This window comes from Paraburkholderia monticola, assembly GCF_001580545.1.
Classification (GTDB): domain Bacteria; phylum Pseudomonadota; class Gammaproteobacteria; order Burkholderiales; family Burkholderiaceae; genus Paraburkholderia; species Paraburkholderia monticola.
Window position 1 is genome coordinate 14,389 of sequence record NZ_LRBG01000012.1, and the last position, 20,533, is coordinate 34,921.

The following is a 20,533-nucleotide window of genomic DNA, read 5'->3' on the forward strand; positions in this document are numbered from 1 at the left end:
GTTCCTGAAGCGCCTGATTAAACCGCCATCACCGTGACTGCCTTGGTGACGAGGTAGGCTTCCATTGCCTCCGGGCCGCCTTCCGAACCGTAGCCGGAATCCTTCACGCCGCCGAACGGCATTTCCGGCGTCGGCGTGGCCGGCTGGTTGATCCACAGCATGCCGACTTCCATGCGCTGCGACAGCAGATGCACGTTGGCGAACGACTTCGTATAAGCGTAGCCGGCGAGGCCGAACGGCAGACGGTTCGCTTCGGTGATCGCTTCTTCGAGCTTGTCGAAGCCGCGGATCGCGGCGATCGGGCCGAACGGCTCGTTGTTGAACACGTCGGCTTCGAGCGGCACGTCGGTCAGCACGGTTGCGGCGAAGAAGTTGCCTTCCGAGCCGACGCGCTCGCCGCCCGTCGCGACCTTCGCGCCGGTCTTGCGGGCGTCTTCGACGACCTTGGCCATCGCGCTCAGACGACGCGCGTTGGCGAGCGGCCCGAGCGTCGTGCCTTCGGCGAGACCATCGCCGAGCTTCAGGCTTTCGGCGTGCTTGACGAGCGCCGCGGCGAACTCTTCGCGGATGCTGTTGTGCACGAGGAAACGCGTCGGCGAGATGCAGACCTGGCCCGCGTTGCGGAACTTCGCGGCACCGGCTGCCTTGACGGCGAGCGCGACGTCGGCGTCTTCCGCGACGATCACCGGCGCGTGGCCGCCCAGTTCCATCGTGGCGCGCTTCATGTGCGAGCCGGCGAGGGCGGCGAGCTGCTTGCCGACCGGCGTCGAGCCGGTGAACGTGACCTTGCGGATCACCGGATGCGGGATCAGGTAGCTCGAAATTTCAGCCGGATCGCCGAACACGAGGCCGACCGTGCCGGCGGGCACGCCGGCTTCGACGAACGCCTGCAGCAGGGCCGCCGGCGATGCCGGGGTTTCTTCCGGCGCCTTCACGAGGAACGAGCAGCCGCAGGCGAGCGCGGCCGACAGCTTGCGCACGACCTGGTTGACCGGGAAGTTCCACGGCGTGAACGCCGCGACCGGGCCGATCGGCTCCTTCAGCACCTGCGACTGCTGGGCGAGGTTGCGCGACGGCACGATCCGGCCGTACACACGGCGGCCTTCGTCCGCGAACCATTCGATGATGTCCGCGGCCGCCAGCACTTCGACGCGCGCTTCGGCGAACGGCTTGCCTTGTTCCTGGGTCATCAGGCGGCCGATGTCAGAGGCGCGCTCGCGCACGAGGGCAGCGGCTTTGCGCATGATGGTCGCGCGCTCGTTGGCGGGCAGCTTGCGCCAGGCTTCGAAGCCGCGCTGGGCGGCTTCGAGCGCGCGGTCCAGATCGGCGATGCCGGCATGCGCAACCTTGCCGATGGCCTGGCCGGTGGCGGGGTTGATCACGTCGAGGGTCTTGCCGCTGGCGGCGTCGCACCATTCGCCGTTGATTAGAAGACGGGTATCGGTATAGCTCGAGATGGCCATGCTGGGTTCCTGTGAGAGGGAAAAACAACTGGCCGCGCGGTCGTGCGGCACGAGGCGACAGACCTGCGCGGCCATGAATGAATTGCCGATACCAATTATCTTATCTGATTGCGCGCAATCGCACCGGGCGCCGGGGCGCCGGGGCGCCGGCCGCGGGCCGCACCCGCGCGGCCACGGCACGCCGTTTGCTGAGCGTTTGGCATTGGGCCGACGCCGCGGGTCGGCCCAGGGTGCCGGGTTTGTGCCACGCGACAAACCTGCACGATCAGGCGCATTATTCAGTCACCGCTACTTCAGCGCATCACGAGGACATCGACATGCCTACCGGAACAGTGAAATGGTTCAACGACGCTAAGGGCTTCGGCTTCATCACCCCCGATGACGGCGGCGAAGACCTGTTCGCCCATTTTTCGGAGATTCGATCCGAGGGCTTCAAGTCGTTGCAGGAAAACCAGAAAGTCAGCTTCGAAATCAAGCAGGGGCCGAAAGGCAAACAGGCGGCCGACATCAAACCGGTGTGAGGCCCCCGGCGCGGCGCGCAACCGCGTGCGAGGTTTCCGATGGATAAGGACGCCGCCTACGCGGAGATCGAGCGCAATGGCGGCGCCCCCTATGCGAAACAGTTCGCCGGGCGCTTTCCCGACGATCCGCTGACACCGTTCTGTCATCGCTATCTGTTCGAAGCGACGCAGCGCGCCGAAACGGAGCACGACGCGGCGGCGGCCACGCACGACGACGAGCGCGGCTTTGCGCTGCGGTCGTTGGCGCGCATGGAGGCGTCGTCGCACATCGCGCAGGCGGCGGCGAGCGCGTCGCGCGATGCAGCGACGGCCGCCCATACGTCGGCGCGCTCGGCCCGCCGCTCGGCCTTCTGGACCATGATCGCCGCGCTCGCGTCGGCGCTTGGCGTAGTGGTAAACGCGGCCCTCAATCTCGGCTGGCTCGAGTGGGCGAGGCATATCGCGCGATAAGGATCCCGTAAGACTGCGCGTGCGTGCGCGCGGATCGGGCCTGAATGGGCGTCCTGAATTGGGCTCGCCAGCACGCCACGCCACGGCTTATCCGATACCACACCAATACGACATCGATGCGTCACGGCTTCGCGATCGGGTCGACCGCAACAAATCGTGCCATCAGAGCATGCCGCGCGCGCTCTGAACGCAGTATTATTCTTCAGGTTTCCTTCAGCTTTGCTCCGTACTATTTGCGCCACTGCCCGTGGCCTTTCCGGACCGCGGCCACCGCTACGTGCAAGTCGAGCGCAGGCTTTCTCGACCTGCATTCGGGCAATGGATCAGATAGCTTCCCTACTGAAAACCGAAAGCGCCTATAAAGGCTTGCTGGAGCATCCATGAAAACCCTGTTCTTGCAGGCGCCGTCGTTCGACGGCTTCGATGGTGGCGCGGGTTCGCGCTATCAGGCCAAGCGTGAAGTCCGCTCGTTCTGGTATCCGACGTGGCTCGCGCAACCCGCCGCACTCGTGCCCGACAGCCGCGTGCTCGACGCCACCGCAGATGGCGTGTCAGTCGAAGCCGCACTCGACATCGCCACGCAATACGAGCTGGTGGTGATTCACACCAGCACGCCGTCTTTTCCGACCGACGCCCATTTCGCCGAGATGCTCAAGGAGCGCAAGCCCTCGGTGCTGGTCGGCATGGTCGGCGCGAAGGTCGCGGTCGATCCGCATAACTCGCTGATCGCCACCGAGGCCATCGACTTCGTGTGCCGCGAGGAATTCGATTACACCTGCAAGGAAATTGCCGAGGGTAAGCCGCTCGCGCAGATCCTTGGTTTGAGCTATCGCGCCCCCGACGGCTCGATCGAGCACAACGAAGCGCGCCCGATCCTCGAGAACATGGACGAGTTGCCGTTCGTCGCGCCGGTCTACAAGCGCGATCTGACGATCAAGAACTACTTCAACGGCTACCTGAAGCATCCGTACATCTCGCTCTACACGGGCCGCGGCTGCCGCTCGAAGTGCACGTTCTGCCTGTGGCCGCATACCGTCGGCGGCCATCGCTATCGGGTGCGTTCGGTCGAGAACGTCCTCGAGGAAGTCAAGTGGATTCGCGACAACATGCCTGAAGTCAAGGAGATCATGTTCGACGACGACACGTTCACCGACTTCAAGCCGCGCGCGGAAGAAATCGCGCGAGGCATGGGCAAGCTGGGTGTCACGTGGTCCTGCAACGCGAAGGCGAACGTGCCTTACTCGACGCTGAAGATCATGAAGGAAAACGGCCTGCGCCTGCTGCTGGTCGGCTACGAATCCGGCGACGACCAGATCCTGCTGAACGTCAAGAAAGGCCTGCGTACGGACATCGCGAGGCGCTTTGCGCAGGACTGCCGCACACTCGGTATCAAGGTGCACGGCACGTTCATTATCGGCTTGCCGGGCGAAACGCCGGAAACGATCCAGAAGACCATCGAGTACGCGAAGGAAATCAACCCGCTGACGATCCAGGTGTCGCTCGCCGCGCCGTATCCGGGTACGAGGCTCTACAACCAGGCGGTCGAGAACGGCTGGCTCGAGGAGAACAAGGTCATCAATCTCGTGAGCAAGTCAGGCGTGCAGCTGGCGACGATCGACTACCCACATCTGTCGCGCGACGAGATGTATCACCAGCTCGAAAACTTCTATAAACGCTTTTATTTCCGGCCGTCGAAGATCTGGGAGATCCTGCGCGAAATGCTGACGAGCTGGGACATGATGAAACGGCGCCTGCGCGAAGGCGTCGAGTTTTTCCGCTTCCTGCGCGCGCACGAGGCGTGAGCGCCGTACACCTCGTCGCCGTCACGCTCGCGTATGCGTGCGCGGCGGCGACCGTTGTCGGCATCGGCTATACCGTGCTCGCGAGCGCGCTGATCGGGCGTTTCTTCGCGGGGACGGTGGCCGTTCCCTCCAGCTTTCCACCCATTACGGTTATCAAACCACTGCATGGCAACGAGTGGGCGTTGCTCGACAATCTGTCGAGCTTCTGCGCCCAGGACTATCCCGGGCCCGTGCAATTCCTGTTCGGCGTGCATGACTCGGCCGACACCGCGCTGCAAACCGTCGACGAATTGCGGCGTCTGCATCCGCAGGCGGACATCACCGTGGTCGCCGACGCGCGTCTGTACGGCCCGAACCGCAAGATCAGCAATATCCTCAACATGCTGCCGCAGGCGCGCCACGACGTGCTCGTGTTCGCCGACAGCGACGTGTGTGTCGGCCCCGACTATCTGCGCAACGTGGTCGGCGAACTGGAGAAGCCGGGCGTCGGGCTCGTCACCTGCGCGTATCGCGGTCAGCCCGATCCGGGTTTCTGGCCGCGGCTGTCGGCGATCGCCACCAACTATCAGTTCCTGCCAGGCGTCGTCACCGGACTCGCGCTCGGGCTCGCGCGGCCGTGCTTCGGCCAGACCATCGCGATGCGCCGCGACACCTATGAGCGGATCGGCGGCTTCAAGCCGTTCGTGCGGCATCTGGCCGAGGACTACGAGATCGGCGCGGCGGTGCGCGCGGCGGGGGAGCAGGTCGTGATTCCGCCGTTCGCGATTGCGCATGCGTGTGTCGAAGCGAGCGCGACGCAACTCGTGACGCACGAGCTGCGCTGGAGCCGCACGATTCGCCGCATCGATCCGCTTGGGCACCTCGGCACGGCGCTCGTGCATCCGTTCGCGTTCGCGCTGCTCGCGCTGGCGTGCTCGGGCGGCGCGCTGTGGGCATGGCTGCTCGCGGCGGTGGCGATCGTCGCGCGTCTTGGGTTGAAGTGGCGCGCGGATCGGGCGCTGCGCCAGCGGTGCCGCGATCTGTGGCTGCTGCCGTTATGGGATATCGTATCGTTTGCGATTTTCGTCGCGAGCTTCCGCTCGTCGCGGGTGATCTGGCGGGGCTTCAGCTTCAAGGTCGACGGCGACGGGCTGTTGTCGGCGGCGCAGGACGAATGACGAACGAACGGCAGATTGGGTAGGCAATGATCGAAGAAGTGTTGAGTGGGCGAACCAGGAGCGCCCCGCAGGCGAAAGCGAATGCGAACGCCGAGGCGCAACGGGCAGCGACGCGCACGCTGACACAGCCGGTGGCACGCGCCGTGCGGCACCGCATGTGTATCGAGTTCGCGTGCGAGGTGCCGGCATGATGAAGCATCTGGGCCGCGCGGCTGCGCTCGCGGGTTTGCTCGTTTCTCTGTGGCTCGTCTGGCGCGAGGATCCGCGCGCCGTGCTCAGCGCGTTGCGCGTGGCTGGCGGCGGTCTCGTGGTGGCCGCGCTGGCGCACGTGCTGACCATAATCGCCAACGCCTGCGACTGGCGCTCGCTGATTCGCGGCGCGAACCGCCCGAGCTTCGCGAGGATGATGCACCTCGTGTGGGTGCGCGAATCGGTCAACAGCATGCTGCCGGTCGCGCGGATCGGCGGCGAACTCGTATCGTTCCGCATGTTCAGGCGCTGGGGCGTCAGGTCATCGACAGCAGTCGCCAGCACGATCGTCGACATGCAGCTGACCTTGATCAGCCAGCTCATGTTCACGATGGTCGGCATCGGTTTTCTGTTCGCCAATGCGCAATCGGGCGCGCTGCGGCTCGCCGGACAGCTCGCGTGGGGCGTGCTCGCGTTGACGCCGGTGCTGCTGTTGTTCGGCCTCGTGCAGCACGCGAATCCGTTCCAGCGCATCACGAGCGCGCTCAATCATATGACGAGCGGCAAGCTCACCACGCTGGTCGGCCAGTCCGCGCAGATCGATCAATCGATCAAGCTGATCTGGCGCCGCCGCGCGGTCGTGCTGCGCTATCTGTTCTTCTGGCAGCCGCTGCAGTGCCTCGCGACTTCGCTCCAGATCTGGCTCGCGCTCTATTTCCTCGGCGCGCGCGTGACGCTGGTCGAAGCGGTGGTGATCGAATCGCTGATCCAGGCGATCAGCAGCGCCGCGTTCTTCGTGCCGGGCGGCCTCGGCGTGCAGGAGGGGGCTTTCGTGTTGATCGGCGGCGCACTGGGGCTCGACCCTGCCACCAGTCTCGCGCTTGCGGCCTCGCGGCGCATTCGCGATGTGCTGGTGTTCGTGCCGGGTCTGATCGCGTGGCAGTTCTTCGAGGCCTCCGGCGGCACCCGTTCGCAGGCCGCGCCGCACGGCGCGCGCGCCGGACTGGCTGGGCAGCGTTCGAGCCTCGGTGAGGCGCACCAGCGCCGCGAGCAGCGCTGAGTGGTCGGCGCGCCGGTTTTCCGCTTGCCCCTTGCCACTGAATGACTTATGCGCGCCACGTAATCGAGGCGCGCCCTAAACGCATTCAGCGTGTCGCGGCCGCGCGATTGGCCGGAAACGATACCCGGACCGCCAGCCCACGCTCGCCGATCCCGGCGCCCAACTGCAGGCTCGCGCCGAAATGCTCGGCGATCCGCGCAACGATCGACAGACCCAGCCCGCTACCGGTCGCCTGATTGCCGGTCGCGCGGAAAAAGCGGTGGGTGAGCCGCTCGAGATCGTCGGGCGCGACACCGGGGCCGTCGTCGCGCACGCTCACCTGTACATGCTCGTCGTCCTGACGCACCGCGACTTCGACGAGACCGCCCATGCGTCCGTACTTGATCGCGTTATCGAGCAGATTGTCGAGCAGGATGCCGATCAGCACCGGCTCCGCTTCGATCTCGGCGAGCATGTCGCCAACCAGCATCACGTTGATGTGCTTCTGCTGCGCATTGCGTCGGTTCGCGAGCAGCGTGTCTTTGGCGATCACCGCCGGCTTCAGCGGTTCGGTCGGCAGCTTCTCCTGCACGTCGAGCCGCGCGAGCAGCAGCAACTGCTCGGCGAGCCGCGCGCTGCGATCGACGCCTTGCACGACGCGCTCCATCGCGAGCCGCTGCAACGCGATGTCTGGCTCGGCGAGCGCGACCTGCGCCTGCACCTTGATCGCGGCGAGCGGCGTCTTCAGTTCGTGCGCGGCGTCGGCGGTGAAGGCGCGCTCGAGTTCGAGCGCATGGTGCAGACGCGCGAGCACCTGGTTGATCGCATCGACGAGCGGGCGCACCTCGAGCGGCGTGCGACCGATGCCGACCGGCTCCATGCGGTTGATGTCGCGCGAACGGAGCACCGCCGACAACTCCCTGAGCGGCGCGAGACTCCAGCCGATGCTGAACCACACGAGCAGCGCGAGCACCGGCAGCCCGATCAGCGTGGGCCGCGCGATGCGGCTCGCGACACCGCTCACGAGGTCGCTGCGCGTGTTGGCGAGCTCGAACACCCGCACGCTGTGGCCGAGCAGGGTTTCGCGTAACGTGAACGAGTGATAGAGCTGACCGCCGAGCGTGACGTCGTGCGCACCGCTCGCAGGCGGAAACGGTAGATCCCATGCAGCGAGCGCCCGCAATTCGGGGCTGCCCGCCAGAATTTCGCCGTCGATCCCGCGTACCTGAAACAGCGCGTCGCGCGGCAGCGTGTCGTCGTCGTCGAGGTCGCTCGCACCGGGCTCGCCGCCTCTCTCTTCTTCGCGCACGTCGATGCGCGCGTTCGCGAGCGTGGTGAGGTTGACCGGATCGAGCAGCGCGAGAATCTGCGCGAGTTCGGCGAGGCGCGCTTCTTCCCACTCGGCGACTTCGCGCGTCGCCTGCCGGTAGCTCGTCACGAGCGCGATGCCCCAGACGATCACGATGCTCGCGAGCACGAGCAGCACGAGGCGTCGTCGAATCGACGGCCCGATCATTCCTTCTCCATCACGTAGCCGATGTTGCGCACGGTCTTGATCAGGCTTGCGCCGAGCTTCTTGCGCAGGTTCGACACGTGCACCTCGATCGCATTGCTTTCGATTTCTTCCTGCCAGCCGTACAGGCTCTCTTCGAGCCGCGAGCGCGACTGCGGAATGCCGAGATTGGTCAGCAGTTGCAGCAGAATCGCCCATTCGCGCGACGTGAGCGGCACGCGCGTCGTGTCGACCTGCACCGTTTGCGCGGCCGGATTCACTGTCAGATTCTGGTAACGAATCAGATCGATACTGCGACCTTGTGCGCGGCGCAGCAGCGCGTGGCACCGCGCGACGAGCTCGGTCAGATCGAACGGCTTGCCGAGGTAATCGTCGGCGCCCGCCGCGAGACCGCCGACGCGATCCACGACCGTGCCTTTCGCGGTCAGCACCAGCACCGGCACGTCATTACCGGCGTCGCGCAGGCGTTTGAGCAACTCCATGCCGCTCACGCGCGGCAGCCCGAGGTCGAGTACCACCAATGCATATTGAGTCGTGTCGAGCGCAAGTTCGGCCTTGTGGCCGTCGCGTGCCCAGTCGACGGTGAAGCCGGCCTGGCGCAGGCCCGCTTCGACACCGCAGCCGATGAGCTCGTCGTCTTCTACGAGGAGTAAACGCATGTGGAAAATATTCTATGGTGGGGTGTTATTGCATAACGTCCGGCGTTTTTATGCAAGCGACATTGGTGTAAAAGCACGAACAATCTGGCGCGTTCCGAAGTGTAACCACGCCGTTCGTTAGCCGCTCCATGCCATGTGCGTGCTTAAGGTTTCCTTCAGCTTGAATCGATACCATCGACGCGCTATAAAATGGTCGTCGCAGATCGTGATGCATGCGCGAGACCATGCCGCTGTCAGACCATCGCAACCTGATCGTAAGGACTTCGATGGAGTGATGCGCGAGGCATTCTTTATGCTCGTCGATGACGTCGATGACGTCGATCAACGGCGTCGACGAGTCCCGCCGTTCGCCAAGCATCCGGTCAGGCCGCAAGGCCATGCACGAGGCACGTTATGAAGCCAGTCACCATCGACATGCTGCGAGCCCATTTGCTGGTCGCGTCTCTGACGGCCGCGGGGGCCGAAGTGTTGCTCTGTATTGCGCTGCCGGTGCTGCCGTTTTCCGACGCTTTTTTCGCTTCGACATCGTTCAGGCTATTCGCGCTTGCGGTGATCGTCGGCGGGGTGGTGATCGCGCGCGAATTTGCCGAGGTCGCCTACGAGGTGGCGGTGCGGCGCGACTATGCGATTCGCGGCGCGAGTGATTGGCCAGCCGCGATCGCGTCGAATTGTCCGCGCCGCTGGCTCGTCGTGCTCCATCTCCGGCTGACGGGGCAACCGTTCGTGCTCGCCGAGCACTGACGGACACGGACGGCACACAATGACGGCGCACGCGTTGATTGTCTGCCAATGGCTTCTGTTAGCCGGCTGCATTAGCGCTTCGATCTACACGGTAGCCGCCGCGCTCGCCATGCCGTTTTTCACCGCGCGGCACAAATCGAATCATCATGGCGGCAGGACCGTCAATCACCCGCATCGCCGGTCGCTTTGGGGGGCGCTCGATGCTTCGGCCGATCCGTTCGCGCAGGTCGGTGTCAGCGTGCTGAAGCCGCTGTGCGGCGCCGAGCCGCGCCTCTACGAAAATCTGCGTACCTTCTGCGAGCAGCGCCATCAGCATTTTCAGCTGGTACTGGGCGTCTCGTCGCCGCACGATCCCGCCATTGCGGTGGTACGCCGGTTGCAGGCCGCCTATCCGACGCGCGACATCGAGCTCGCGATCGACACGCGGGTGCACGGCAGCAATCTGAAAGTCAGCAACCTGATCAACATGGCCGCGCGCGCGCGTCACGAGGTGATCGTGATCGCCGACAGCGACATCGCGGTCGACGCCGATTATCTCGACAGCGTCGCCGCGCCGCTCGCGGACCCGGGCGTCGGCGTGGTCACGTGCCTGTACGTCGCGCGCGGTGTCGGCGGTTTCTGGCCGCGCGTCGGTGCGCTGTTCATCAACGAATGGTTCGCACCCTCGGTGCGGGTTGCGCACGCGATGGGCTCGCGCCGCTTCGGCTTCGGCGCGACGCTCGCGTTGCGGCGCGAGACGCTCGAGCGCATCGGCGGCTTCGACGCGCTGAAGAACTGCCTCGCCGACGACTACTGGCTCGCCGAACACGTGCGCGAACTTGGTCTGCAAACGGTGCTCTCGCGCGTGATGGTCGCCACCGACGTGATCGAGCCGACTTTCGCCGCGCTGTGGCAGCGCGAAACGCGCTGGCTGCGAACGATCCGTTCGGTCAATCCGCCGGGTTTCGTGTCGCTGCTGATCACTTTCCCGACGCCGTGGCTGTTGACGAGCGGCTGGCTGACCGTGTCGCTCGCGACGCGCAGCGCTCACGCACCGCTCGCGGCGGTGATCGCGGGCGCGTCGGCCACCGCGCTATGCGTTGGCGCGCGCCTGCTGCTGCATCTGCGCGCCGCGCGGCGCTCGCGCACCTTCTGGCGCGATCTGCCGCTCGTGCCGCTGCGCGATACGTTGCTCGCGCTTCAGTGGCTCGTCAGCGCATTCGGTTCGCACGTCGTATGGCGCGGCGCGCGCATGCAGGTCGGCCGGCCGGCGGCCGAGCGCAGCGGGCAACTGGACAGCCTGACGTGATGCAGAACGCTAAGCTTGCCCACTCACGCGGGCTGATCATCACCGCCGACGATTTCGGCCTGCATCAGCGCGTCAATTTCGCGGTCGAGCGCGCGCATCGCAGCGGCGTGCTGCGCGCCGCGAGTCTGATGGTCGGCGCGCCGGCCGCGAAAGACGCCGTCGCGCGCGCGCGTGCGCTGCCGGAACTGCGCGTGGGGCTGCATCTGGTGCTGGCCGATGGCGCCGCGCTCGCGCCGCGTGAACAGATCGCCGCGCTTCTCGACGAGAATGGCCGCTTCGGCAGCAACATGGTGCGCGACGGCGTGCGCTTCTTCTTTCTGCCGCACGTGCGCCGGCAACTCGCCCACGAAATTCGCGCGCAGTTCGAAGCGTTCGCCGCGACGGGCCTCACGCTCGACCACGTGAACACCCACAAGCATTTTCATCTGCATCCGACCGTGCTCGGCCTGATCCTCGAGATCGGCCGCGATTACGGCATGAAGGCGATGCGGCTGCCGTTCGAAGCCAACGCGCCGCTGTGGTTGCGGCCGTGGATCGCGCACGTGAAGACGCGGCTCGAGCGCGCGGGCATCGCGCACAACGACTATGTGGTCGGCATCGCGGCGAGCGGGCGCATGGACGAGGCGACGTGGCTCGCCGCGCTCGCGGATCTGCCGCACGGCGTCGGCGAAATCTATTGTCATCCGGCGCTGGCCGGCGACGCCTTGAGCGACGGCATGCACGACTACCGGCATGCCGACGAGTTGCAGGCGCTGCTGTCGCCCAGGGTGGCCGCCGCGATCCGCGCGCTCGGCGCGCGGGTCGGCGGGTTCGCGGATGTGCTGGCGTAGCGCAAGCGTGCCCCGCGAGCGGTGATTCGCGAAAGTTGCGATGCGAAGGGCACGCTCACACGGGCTGCTTTTTCATCAACAGCTTCAGCAACGCCGGCAACAGCAACAGCACGAGCGGCAACTGCACGATCAGGCCCGAGATGATCGCGATCGCGAGCGGTTGCTGCATCGCCGAGCCTTGCCCCAGCGCGAACGCGAGCGGCAACAGCGCGAGGATCGCGGCGATCGTCGTCATCGCGATCGGCCGCAGGCGGTTGCGGCCGGCAGCCTGTAACGCGTCGTCGAACGGCATCTCGTCGTCGCGCACCAGCGCCTGCAATTCCGACACATAGAAGATCGCCACCTCGGTCACGATACCGACGATCATCGTCATGCCCATCATCGCGGAGATGTTCAGCTCGATGCCGGTGATCCACAGCCCGATGAACACCGCGCCGGCCGCAAGCAGCGGCATCGCCAGCACCGCGAGCGCGACGCGCAGGCGTTCGTAGAGAAACAGCAGCAGGCCGAACACGAGCGCGATCGCGGCGCCGAATACGGTCAGCAGACCCTTGAAGGCGATCTGCTGTTGCTGGTACAGACCGCCGAGCTCGTAATAGACGCCCGAGGGCAGCAGGTTCGCGTCGCCCAGGGCCTTCTGCACGTCGGCGATCGTCGAGCCGAGATCGCGCCCGTCGATGCGCGCGGTGACCGCAACCATCCGCTTCAGGTTCGAACGGCTGATCTCGGGCTGACCGGTCACGCTCACGCGATCGGCGACACGCTTCAGCGCGAACAGATGTCCGTCCGGCGCGCGTATCTGTAACTGCCCAAGTTGCGTATCGGTGAGCTGGCGCGCGCCGTTCACGCGCACGCGGACACCAACCGTTTTCGGGCCGCTCTGGAACTGCGTCGCGACATTGCCTTCGAGCAGGTCGGTGACGGCCTGCGCGATCGCTTGCGGGTCCATGCCTTCGGCCGCGGCAGCGGCGGGCAGGATGTGCAGCTCGATGGCGTCGCCGGCCGGGTTGATGCCGTCGTTCACGTCGACGATGCCCTGGATCTGGCCGATGCGCGCCGCGACCTTGCGCGCGGTCGTGTCGAGCGTGGCCGGATCGTCGGAGAAGATCTTGATCTGGACGGGCTGCGGCACCGCGGTCAGATCGCCGATCAGGTCTTCCATCAGCTGCGCGAGTTCGATGCTGACGCCCGGCACCTGCGCGTCGATCTGCGAGCGGATCTCTTCCATCACGGTGTCGATCGGCTCGCGCTTGCCGGACTTCAGCCGCACGAAGAAGTCGCCCTTGTTGGGTTCGTTCAGATCGCCGCCGAGTCCCGCGCCGGTGCGGCGCGAGTAGGTGGCAACATTCGGATTCGCGCGCACGATCTGCTCGATCTGCTTCATGAGCCGGTCCGTTTCGGTGATCGAGGTGCCGGGCTGCGTGTGATAGTCGAGCACGAAGCCACCTTCGTCCATGCTCGGCATGAAGCCGCTGCCGACGCGCGTGAACGCGAACGCCCCGACCACGATCAACGGCACGACCCCCAGCAGCACGAGCGGCGGCCGCGCGATCACCCGGCCGACCGTGCCCGCATAGCGCCGGTTCAGCCAGGCCGCGAAGCGCGTTTCCTCGTGCTCGTCGGCGTCCTTGGGTTTCAACCAGTGGTCGCACAGGATCGGCACCGCGAGCCACGTCACGAGGAACGAGATGAACAGCGCACTCGCCATCGTCAGCGACAGCGCCTTGAAAAAGGCCCCCGTCACGCCCGACAGAAACGCGAGCGGCACGAAGATGATCAGCGTCGCCGCCGAGGACCCTGCGAGCGGCCGCGTGAATTCGAGAGCCGCCGCCATCACGCGGCCGTGGAACGCGCGTGCGCCGGCCTCGCGCATGCGTCGCACGATGTGCTCGATCATGACGATCGCGTCGTCGATGACGAGGCCGACCGCGGCGGCCATGCCGCCCAGCGTCATGATGTTGAAGCCCATGCCGAACACGTCGAGCAGCAGGATCGTCGCGGCCATCACGACTGGCACCAGCGCGACGGCGATCGCGGTGATCTTCCGGTTGCGCAGGAACACGAACAACGTCAAGGCCGCGAGCACCACGCCGATCATGATCGCGTCGCGCACGCTGGTGGCCGACGCGATCACCAGTTCGCTCTGGTCGTACCAGTTCGACAGATGCACGCCCGCGGGCATCTGCGGCTCGAACGCGGCGAGCCTCGCGCGGATCGCGCGCGCCATCGCGACGCTGTTCGCGCCGGGCTGCTGGTACACGTTCAGCAGGACGGCATCCTGACCATCGGCGGTGACACGCATCCACTGCGGCACGACGCCCTGGCTCACCGTCGCGACGTCGCCGAGGCGGATCTGCGCGCCGTTCGCGTTGCCGTTGGCGGACACGACCACGTTGCGCAGTTCGTCGAGCTCGGTGATCGTCGAGTTGGTGACGACGAGGTACAGCTTGTCGTGATCCTCGATGCGGCCGTTCGCCATCAGCACGTTGCTCGCGCCGATTGCCTTCGAGATGTCCGAAAGCGATAGCTTGTAGGCGGCGAGGCGAACCGGGTCGACCGCGACTTCGAACTCGTCCTGCGCGCCGCCGGTCACCTCGACGCGCGCCACGCCTTCCACCGACGACAGTAGCGGCCGCATCTGGAACTGCGCGAGATCGCGCAGCGCGGAGAGCGACTGCCGCGTCGACGTGAGGCTATACGCGAGCACCGGAAACACGGTCGGGTCCATGCGCCGCACCTGCATCGTCGTGCCGGCAGGCAGCGTCGCGAGAATTTCGCTGATCGCCGATTGCGCCTGCAACGTCGCCTGGGCCATGTCGGTGCCCCAGTCGAAGTTCAGCGAGATCTCCGCGGCGCCGCGGCTCGTCGTCGATTCGACTTCGCGTACGTTCGGCACGCGGCGCAGTGCTTCTTCGACCGGCATCGTGACGAGCGTCGTCATCTGTTCGGCGGGGCGGTCGCCCGCGTCGAGCGAGACGACCGCGCGCGGAAACGCGACGTTCGGAAACAGCGAGATCGGCAGACGGAACGCGCTCAGCGCGCCGGCGATCGCGAGCAAGGCGATCACGAACAGCAGCGAGCGACGATGCGTCTGCATCCATTGACCGAAATTCATCGCGCGCGATCTCCTGCGGCGCGTACCGCCATGCCGTCTTTCAGCTCGTAGTTGCCGCTCGTCACGACGCCGAGCGCGGGATCGAGCGGACCGTCGACGCCGTAGCGCTCGCCGTTCTCGACCGCGATCGTGACGGCGACGCGGCGCGCCCTGTTTTGCGGCGTGATCTGGAACACGTACGCGCTCTGGCCATCCCGCAGCACGGCCGCGCGCGGCACGATCCAGTGCGTGCCGGTGCGCGTCGCGATGTCGGCGGCGACGCGCGTGCCGGGGATGAACGGCGTTTGCGCGAGCGGGACCGTCGCGCCGATGTTGACGAGTTGGGATTGCTGATCGATGGCGGCGCCGACCAGCACCACGCGGCCTTCGACCGCCGTCTTCGCGAGTGCCGCGGACAGGCCGTGCAGGGTCAGCGCATCGCCGGGATGAATCGCCGCGGCGTCGGTGGGCTCGACGCCGAGCGTCACGTTGGAGCGCGCGTCGGTGCTCGCGCCGCTCGCGAGTTGCAGGATCGCCGCGCCGGCCTGCAACTGGTCGCCTTGCGCCGCCGATATCTGCAGCACCACGCCATCGAAGGGCGCGGTCACGACCTTGTTGCCGCTCGCGATGCCGGTCTGATTCTGCGCGGCGAGCGCGTCGCGCGCATCGTCGACGGCCTTGCTCGCGCTGGCCAGCTGCGATTGCGTCGCGAGTCCCTGGTCGTACAGCGAGCGGGTCCGCGCGAGTTCGCCTTGCGCGAGCGTCAGCGCGCTTCTCGCTTGCGCGGCGGCAAGCACGGCAGCGGGATCGGCCTGCACGACCAGCAGCGGCGTGCCGCGTTTGACCGTCTGGCCCGCCTGCACGCGCAGCTGCACGATACGCGCGACATAGGGCAGATTGATCGTCGTCAGGTTCGACGCGGTGGCCGCGACGATCCCGAAGCCGCGCACCGGCTGCGCGATCGCGGCGCGCTGCACGCGCACGGTCTGCACCGCGACCGAGGGTTGCGCTTCGGAGGCGGCATGATCGTCCGCGTGGACCGGCTGGACCGATGCATACAACAGGACCGCGCCAACCAGCGGCGCGGCGACGGCCACAACACGCGGCCACGCGGGTCGCGATGAAAACAGGCTATTTCGCATGAGAGTCGATGAAAGTCTGGGCGGAAGGGAAAGCGTCGGGGATCGCGCTGCCGAGCAGCGCCTGCAAGCCGACACGTTGTTCGTCGAGCGCTTCGCGCAGCGTCGCGACGTCGATGCGTTTCGCGAGTGCAGCGCTTTGCGCGTCGGTGTATGCGCCAAGCACGAGGTTGTGGTCGGCGTAGGCCGCCGCGGCTTCGCGCGCGCCCCGTTCGACCTCCGGCAGCGCCGCTTCGGTCTGCTGCAACTGGCGCGCGAGAATCGCGCTGTCCTCGCGTAGTCGCGCAACTTCCGCATACGCCGCGTTCAGGCGCGTCTGGTATTCGTCGCGCAGCCGCTGACGGGTCGCTTTTTCGATTGCGACATTGCCCTGGTTGCGGTTGAAGATCGGCAGGCTCAGGTTGATCTGAAAGCCGCTCGTGTAGATGTTCGAGGTGTCGCGCGCGCGCACGAAACCGACCGAAAGGCTCGGGAACTGGCTCAGAATCGCCGCGCGATATTTCTGCTCCTGCGCTTCGTAACCGGCCTGTAGCGCGATCAGGTCGGGGCGGCGGCGGGCGAGATCGGCGAGCGCCGCGTCGAGCGTGGTGTCGGAGAGCGGCACGAGGTCATCGTCGCTGCCCGCCTGCAATCGCAATTGCACCTCGGGTGCGAGGCCTAGCAAGGCATTCAGATCGTGATGCGTTTGCGCGGCCGCGCGCTCGGCGTCGGCGTATTGCTTGCGCGCGTCGCTATAGGCGAGGAGCGCGGCGGCGAGCGTGTCGTCGGTCAGATTGCCGTTGGCGCGCGCCGCGGCCATGCGCTCGTAGCGCGTGCGCGCGAGCTCGCGTTGTTGCTGCAGCAGCGGCAGCGTGCGCTGTTGGAAGCCGGTCTTCACGAACAGTTGCCGCGCTTGCGCGACGACCTGCCATTCCTGCCACAGCAGCCCGAGATCGGTCTTCGCGACCGTCGCATCGGCGGACTTCTGGTTCGCGCTGCGCAGCACGATCGCCATCACGTCGATGCTCAGGCCATAATTGAACGCGCGGGTGGTGCCGGCCGCGCCCGGATAATCGCTCGACACGCTCAGCTGCGGATCGGGCAACAGACCCGCCGAATAAGCCTGCGCGCGGGCGATGCCGAGATCGTCGCGGGCCAGCCTGAGATCGGGATTGTTGGCGACCGCGAGCATGGCGACTTCATCGATGTCGAGCCCGTCGGCGGGATCGAAGCGATGCGCGACCAACTCGGGCAGCGGCATGCTGGCGGGATCGATGCGGATGCGTTCGAGCGAACGCGCGGACGTCGAGGTGTCCTGCGGGGCGAGCGGCTCGCGGTGGTAAGCCGCGCAGCCGCCGAAGAGGAGCGCGCACAACGGCACGAGGGCGCGCCGACGCAGCGCCGCAGCGGCATTGAAAACAGGCAAATCCGGCTCCTGCGAATCGGATGAAGGGACGCGTGCCTCGCGAACGAGGTCTCGCAACGGGAGCCGATTTTGCGAAGTGCCCGCTTAAGACAGGCTTAACGTGCAACCTCGCGGCACCTGCTAAGCGAAATCGGCACGTGATCCGTCACCCGTAAGGATTCGTTAAGCCGCCGAGGCCGATAATGCGGCGGCCAAACCGCAAGAAGGAGGGCAGAGGCCATGCGCCTGCTACTGGTCGAAGACGACGACATGATCGCGGAATCGGTGTTGGGCGCGATGCGCCGCGCCGGCTACGCGATCGACTGGGCCGAGGACGGCCGCGCGGCGGAACTGTCGCTCGATAACGGCGTGTACGACCTCGTGCTGCTCGACCTCGGCCTGCCGAAAAAGGACGGCATCGACGTACTGAACGCGTATCGCCGCAACGGCGGCGCGGCGCCGGTGATCATCCTGACCGCGCGCGACGCGGTCGACGAACGCATCCGCGGTCTCGACGCCGGCGCCGACGACTACCTGATCAAGCCGTTCGATCTCGACGAGCTGGCGGCGCGGATTCGCGCGCTGCTGCGCCGGCGCACCGGCCAGAAGCAGCCGGTCTACAGCCACGGCGAACTGACGCTCGACCCCGCCGCGCACGAAGTCACCAAGGACGGCGAGCCGCTGCCGCTGGTGCCGCGCGAATTCGCGTTGCTGCAGGCGCTGATCGAGGAGCCGACGCGCGTGTTCACGAAGGCCGAGCTCGAAGAAAAGCTGTACGGCTGGGGCGAGGAAGTGGGCAGCAACACGATCGAAGTGCATGTGCACAGTCTGCGCCGCAAGATCGGCGCGGACCAGGTCGTGACCGTGCGCGGCGTCGGCTATCGGCTGAAGAGGTGCGGATGACGTCGATTCGCCGCTGGCTGCTCGGCTGGCTGATCTTCGGCATGCTGGCGGCGTCGGGGGTTGCGGGATTCGCGATCTTTCATACCGCGCGACGCGAGGCGAGTGAGCTGTTCGACTACGAGTTGCGTGCGGTCGCGCTGTCATTGCCGTCGACGCTGAGCGGCACAAGCAGCGGCGAGCGGCATGACCCCGACCTCGGTGCGCTCGCCGACGACCGCATCGTGATCGAGATCTGGAACAGCAGCGGGGTGCTCGTCTATCACTCGGCGCAGGCGCCGGTGTTCGAGCGTCTGCTGCCGGGCTTCAACACGGTGCCGCGCGGCGACAATCACTGGCGCACCTTCGGCATCGCGCAGAAAGACCGCTACGTGCAGGTCGCCCAGCCGGTTTCGGTGCGCGAAGACCTCGCGTTGCAGCTCGCGCTGCACACGCTGTGGCCGCTCGGCGTACTGCTGCCGGTGACGATCGGGCTCGTGCTGCTGGTGGTCGCGCGCGGGCTCGCGCCGATCGGCGGCTTGTCGCGCGCGCTCGCGACGCGTTCGATCGATTCGCTCGAACCGCTGCGGCTCGACGGCAACGTGCCCGTCGAGATCCGGCCACTCGTCGAAGCGCTGAACGATCTGCTGCAACGGCTGCATACGGCGTCGCAGGCGCAGCGCACGTTTATCGCCGATGCCGCGCACGAGCTGCGCTCGCCGCTCGCGGCGCTGAAGCTGCAACTGCAGGCGGCCTCGCGCGATGGCTCGCTCAAGGGCGACGGGCAGACGCTCGAGCGCGTCGAGCATCGCGTGAACCGGATCATCCACCTCGTGCAGCAACTGCTGACGCTCGCGCGCGAAGACGCGCAGCCGGTTACCTCGACGGTGCCGGTCAGCCTGCGCCGTATCGGCGAGCAGGCGGTCAGCGATTGTTCCCTGCTCGCGGAGCTGCACGAGATCGATCTCGGCCTCGAGTGCGAACACGCGCGTACGCCGAACGACACCTATACGGTGCTCGCCGAGCCGCACAGCATCAGCGTGCTATTAGGAAACCTGATCAACAATGCGATTCGTCATACGCCGCCGGGTGGCCGCGTCGATGTGGTGCTGCGACGCACGGGCGAGCGGGTCGGCTTCGAGGTCGTCGATAGCGGCTCGGGGATTCCGGAGGCGGAACTCGAACGCGTGTTCGACCGCTTCTACCGCGGCGAGGACTCGAGGGGCGAGGGCAGCGGGCTCGGACTCGCGATCGTCGCGCGCATCGCCGAGCGGCATCAGCTTGGCCTGTCGCTGCGCAATAACGTCGGCGGGCCCGGTTTGCGGGTATCGGTCACGGGGCTGCGCGCACACGATGCTGACACGCCCGTCGCGGCCGCGCATTGACATTCGTCACTCCCCGCTCGGGTTGTCACAAGCACGTGGGCGCACGCTGCTACAATCTCACTTTTCAAGATCGACCGATTGGTTGTGCACTATGGGTTTCGAACAACTCGCTGAACTGAAGAAGCAACTGGCCGCGGCGCGCGCCGCCGCCGAGTCCGCCGGCAAGCCCGATCGCAAATCGGCCGCACGGCCTGCTTCGAAGTCCGCTGGCAAGCCCGCTTCACATCCAGGCTCGCACCCCGAACGCGGCGCCAACCCGGGCACGAGGCCCGGTGGCCGGCCCGCTGCGAACCCGGCCGCGAAGGCCGGTGCTCGCCCGGACGGCAAGCCGGGCAAGCGGCCGGGCCGCCCGCAGCCCCCGCGTCACGCGGCGCCCGCTGGTGCGGCGAGCGCGAAGCCGGCGGTGGACGCGAAGCCGGTCGACCCGGTGGTGCGCTCGATCGGCCGTCTGCAAAAGCATTTCCCGGTCGCTTTCCCGAAGAATCCGGCGCCGAAGCTGCCGCTGAAGATCGGCATTTTCGAAGACCTCGTCGTGCATGCGAAGGAGCTGTCGCTCACCGAAGCCGAGTTGCGCGACGCGATCAAGACCTGGTGCCGCGGCGGGCGCTACTGGAAGAGCCTCGTCGAAGGCGCGGCGCGCGTCGATCTGGCGGGCGTCGAAGCCGGCAAGGTCACCGCGCAGGAAGCCGCGGGCGCGCAGCGCCTGCTCGCGCATCGCGCGGCGAAGGGCGCGCAGAAGGCCGCCGAAGCGACGGCGGGCGCGAATGCGCCGGCCGATGCAGGCGAGGGCGCGGCCGCTGACAAGCCGCAAGCGGAAGCAGCATCCGCGGGGCTCGAACCGGCGGCCCCGCAAGCGGACACCGCTGCCGCGGCCGTGGCGCCGGAATCCGCACCGGAATCCGCAGCGGCGAATAATGCTGAAAACGCGGATGCTCCCGCGCAGGCCCCCGCGCAGGCCACCACTCCCGCCTCCACCCCCTCCCAGGCCTGACCCAGGCCT

The 20,533-nt window shown here is 66.7% G+C and carries 17 protein-coding genes; 11 read left to right on the forward strand and 6 right to left on the reverse strand.

Going from position 1 to position 20,533, the window contains the following annotated elements:
* Positions 1-17: 17 nt before the first annotated feature.
* Positions 18-1,463: an NAD-dependent succinate-semialdehyde dehydrogenase gene (locus CI15_RS14775; protein WP_062129006.1), complete on the reverse strand. Its 1,446-nt coding sequence runs from the start codon at positions 1,461-1,463 to the stop codon at positions 18-20.
* 317 nt (positions 1,464-1,780) lie between these two features.
* Between CI15_RS14775 and CI15_RS14780 the strand changes: the two genes are divergently transcribed.
* From CI15_RS14780 to CI15_RS14800, 5 genes are all read left to right on the forward strand, one after another.
* Positions 1,781-1,984 carry a cold-shock protein gene (locus tag CI15_RS14780; protein ID WP_007181784.1) on the forward strand — a complete coding sequence of 68 codons (204 nt, stop codon included), beginning with the start codon at positions 1,781-1,783 and terminating at the stop codon, positions 1,982-1,984.
* A gap of 39 nt (positions 1,985-2,023) precedes the next feature.
* Positions 2,024-2,434: a hypothetical protein gene (locus CI15_RS14785; RefSeq protein WP_062129008.1), complete on the forward strand. Its 411-nt coding sequence runs from the start codon at positions 2,024-2,026 to the stop codon at positions 2,432-2,434.
* A 380-nt stretch (positions 2,435-2,814) separates the two neighbouring features.
* Entirely contained in the window at positions 2,815-4,236 is a 1,422-nt protein-coding gene (hpnJ, locus tag CI15_RS14790; RefSeq protein ID WP_062129009.1) for a hopanoid biosynthesis associated radical SAM protein HpnJ, read from the forward strand.
* Positions 4,233-5,393, forward strand: coding sequence for a bacteriohopanetetrol glucosamine biosynthesis glycosyltransferase HpnI (gene hpnI / locus CI15_RS14795; protein WP_062129011.1), 1,161 nt, complete (start codon positions 4,233-4,235; stop codon positions 5,391-5,393). The genes hpnJ and hpnI (CI15_RS14795) overlap by 4 nt, the downstream gene beginning before the upstream one ends.
* Before the next feature lie 187 nt (positions 5,394-5,580).
* Positions 5,581-6,642: a lysylphosphatidylglycerol synthase domain-containing protein gene (locus tag CI15_RS14800; protein WP_062129013.1), complete on the forward strand. Its 1,062-nt coding sequence runs from the start codon at positions 5,581-5,583 to the stop codon at positions 6,640-6,642.
* Positions 6,643-6,727: 85 nt separating this feature from the next.
* Here the strand turns inward: CI15_RS14800 and CI15_RS14805 are convergent, their stop codons facing one another.
* Positions 6,728-8,137 (reverse strand): ATP-binding protein, encoded by a 1,410-nt coding sequence (locus tag CI15_RS14805; protein ID WP_062129015.1) that lies wholly within the window; start codon positions 8,135-8,137, stop codon positions 6,728-6,730.
* Positions 8,134-8,793, reverse strand: coding sequence for a response regulator (locus CI15_RS14810; protein WP_062129017.1), 660 nt, complete (start codon positions 8,791-8,793; stop codon positions 8,134-8,136). The genes CI15_RS14805 and CI15_RS14810 overlap by 4 nt, the downstream gene beginning before the upstream one ends.
* Positions 8,794-9,186: 393 nt before the next feature.
* Between CI15_RS14810 and CI15_RS14820 the strand changes: the two genes are divergently transcribed.
* The 3 genes from CI15_RS14820 to hpnK are packed head-to-tail and all read left to right on the forward strand — an operon-like array spanning position 9,187 to position 11,652.
* The gene (locus tag CI15_RS14820; protein WP_062129021.1) at positions 9,187-9,534 is read left to right on the forward strand and encodes a hypothetical protein; all 348 of its coding nucleotides are present in this window, start codon (positions 9,187-9,189) and stop codon (positions 9,532-9,534) included.
* A 19-nt stretch (positions 9,535-9,553) separates the two neighbouring features.
* Positions 9,554-10,822 (forward strand): bacteriohopanetetrol glucosamine biosynthesis glycosyltransferase HpnI, encoded by a 1,269-nt coding sequence (gene hpnI, locus CI15_RS14825; RefSeq protein ID WP_062129023.1) that lies wholly within the window; start codon positions 9,554-9,556, stop codon positions 10,820-10,822.
* Positions 10,822-11,652, forward strand: coding sequence for a hopanoid biosynthesis-associated protein HpnK (gene hpnK / locus CI15_RS14830; protein ID WP_153041123.1), 831 nt, complete (start codon positions 10,822-10,824; stop codon positions 11,650-11,652). Before hpnI (CI15_RS14825) ends, hpnK begins: the two co-directional genes overlap by 1 nt.
* Before the next feature lie 55 nt (positions 11,653-11,707).
* On the opposite strand, the gene CI15_RS14835 is transcribed toward hpnK, so the two are convergent.
* The 3 genes from CI15_RS14835 to CI15_RS14845 are packed head-to-tail and all read right to left on the reverse strand — an operon-like array spanning position 11,708 to position 17,290.
* Positions 11,708-14,767 (reverse strand): efflux RND transporter permease subunit, encoded by a 3,060-nt coding sequence (locus tag CI15_RS14835; protein ID WP_062129027.1) that lies wholly within the window; start codon positions 14,765-14,767, stop codon positions 11,708-11,710.
* Complete coding sequence (locus tag CI15_RS14840; RefSeq protein WP_062129029.1) at positions 14,764-15,888, reverse strand: efflux RND transporter periplasmic adaptor subunit; 1,125 nt, start codon at positions 15,886-15,888, stop codon at positions 14,764-14,766. Before CI15_RS14840 ends, CI15_RS14835 begins: the two co-directional genes overlap by 4 nt.
* A complete protein-coding gene (locus CI15_RS14845) occupies positions 15,878-17,290 on the reverse strand; it encodes a TolC family protein (RefSeq protein WP_062129031.1) in 1,413 nt (470 codons plus the stop codon). Before CI15_RS14845 ends, CI15_RS14840 begins: the two co-directional genes overlap by 11 nt.
* Positions 17,291-17,509: 219 nt before the next feature.
* Here CI15_RS14845 and CI15_RS14850 point away from each other — a divergent pair, with 219 nt between their 5' ends.
* The 3 genes from CI15_RS14850 to CI15_RS14860 all read left to right on the forward strand — a co-directional run bounded on the left by CI15_RS14850 (position 17,510) and on the right by CI15_RS14860 (position 20,524).
* Positions 17,510-18,172: a response regulator gene (locus CI15_RS14850; RefSeq protein WP_062129033.1), complete on the forward strand. Its 663-nt coding sequence runs from the start codon at positions 17,510-17,512 to the stop codon at positions 18,170-18,172.
* Positions 18,169-19,533 carry an ATP-binding protein gene (locus tag CI15_RS14855; RefSeq protein WP_062129035.1) on the forward strand — a complete coding sequence of 455 codons (1,365 nt, stop codon included), beginning with the start codon at positions 18,169-18,171 and terminating at the stop codon, positions 19,531-19,533. Before CI15_RS14850 ends, CI15_RS14855 begins: the two co-directional genes overlap by 4 nt.
* 91 nt (positions 19,534-19,624) lie before the next feature.
* Positions 19,625-20,524, forward strand: coding sequence for a ProQ/FinO family protein (locus CI15_RS14860; protein WP_062129037.1), 900 nt, complete (start codon positions 19,625-19,627; stop codon positions 20,522-20,524).
* The last annotated feature ends 9 nt before the right edge of the window (positions 20,525-20,533 follow it).

Bases quoted from the DNA above. Each gene is read 5' to 3' on its own strand.
- CI15_RS14775 (WP_062129006.1), bottom strand. From the start codon at position 1,463: ATGGCCATCTCGAGCTATACCGATACCCGTCTTCTAATCAACGGCGAA.
- CI15_RS14780 (WP_007181784.1), top strand. From the start codon at position 1,781: ATGCCTACCGGAACAGTGAAATGGTTCAACGACGCTAAGGGCTTCGGC.
- CI15_RS14785 (WP_062129008.1), top strand. From the start codon at position 2,024: ATGGATAAGGACGCCGCCTACGCGGAGATCGAGCGCAATGGCGGCGCC.
- hpnJ (WP_062129009.1), top strand. From the start codon at position 2,815: ATGAAAACCCTGTTCTTGCAGGCGCCGTCGTTCGACGGCTTCGATGGT.
- CI15_RS14800 (WP_062129013.1), top strand. From the start codon at position 5,581: ATGATGAAGCATCTGGGCCGCGCGGCTGCGCTCGCGGGTTTGCTCGTT.
- CI15_RS14805 (WP_062129015.1), bottom strand. From the start codon at position 8,137: ATGATCGGGCCGTCGATTCGACGACGCCTCGTGCTGCTCGTGCTCGCG.
- CI15_RS14810 (WP_062129017.1), bottom strand. From the start codon at position 8,793: ATGCGTTTACTCCTCGTAGAAGACGACGAGCTCATCGGCTGCGGTGTC.
- CI15_RS14820 (WP_062129021.1), top strand. From the start codon at position 9,187: ATGAAGCCAGTCACCATCGACATGCTGCGAGCCCATTTGCTGGTCGCG.
- hpnI (WP_062129023.1), top strand. From the start codon at position 9,554: ATGACGGCGCACGCGTTGATTGTCTGCCAATGGCTTCTGTTAGCCGGC.
- hpnK (WP_153041123.1), top strand. From the start codon at position 10,822: ATGCAGAACGCTAAGCTTGCCCACTCACGCGGGCTGATCATCACCGCC.
- CI15_RS14835 (WP_062129027.1), bottom strand. From the start codon at position 14,767: ATGAATTTCGGTCAATGGATGCAGACGCATCGTCGCTCGCTGCTGTTC.
- CI15_RS14840 (WP_062129029.1), bottom strand. From the start codon at position 15,888: ATGCGAAATAGCCTGTTTTCATCGCGACCCGCGTGGCCGCGTGTTGTG.
- CI15_RS14850 (WP_062129033.1), top strand. From the start codon at position 17,510: ATGCGCCTGCTACTGGTCGAAGACGACGACATGATCGCGGAATCGGTG.
- CI15_RS14855 (WP_062129035.1), top strand. From the start codon at position 18,169: ATGACGTCGATTCGCCGCTGGCTGCTCGGCTGGCTGATCTTCGGCATG.
- CI15_RS14860 (WP_062129037.1), top strand. From the start codon at position 19,625: ATGGGTTTCGAACAACTCGCTGAACTGAAGAAGCAACTGGCCGCGGCG.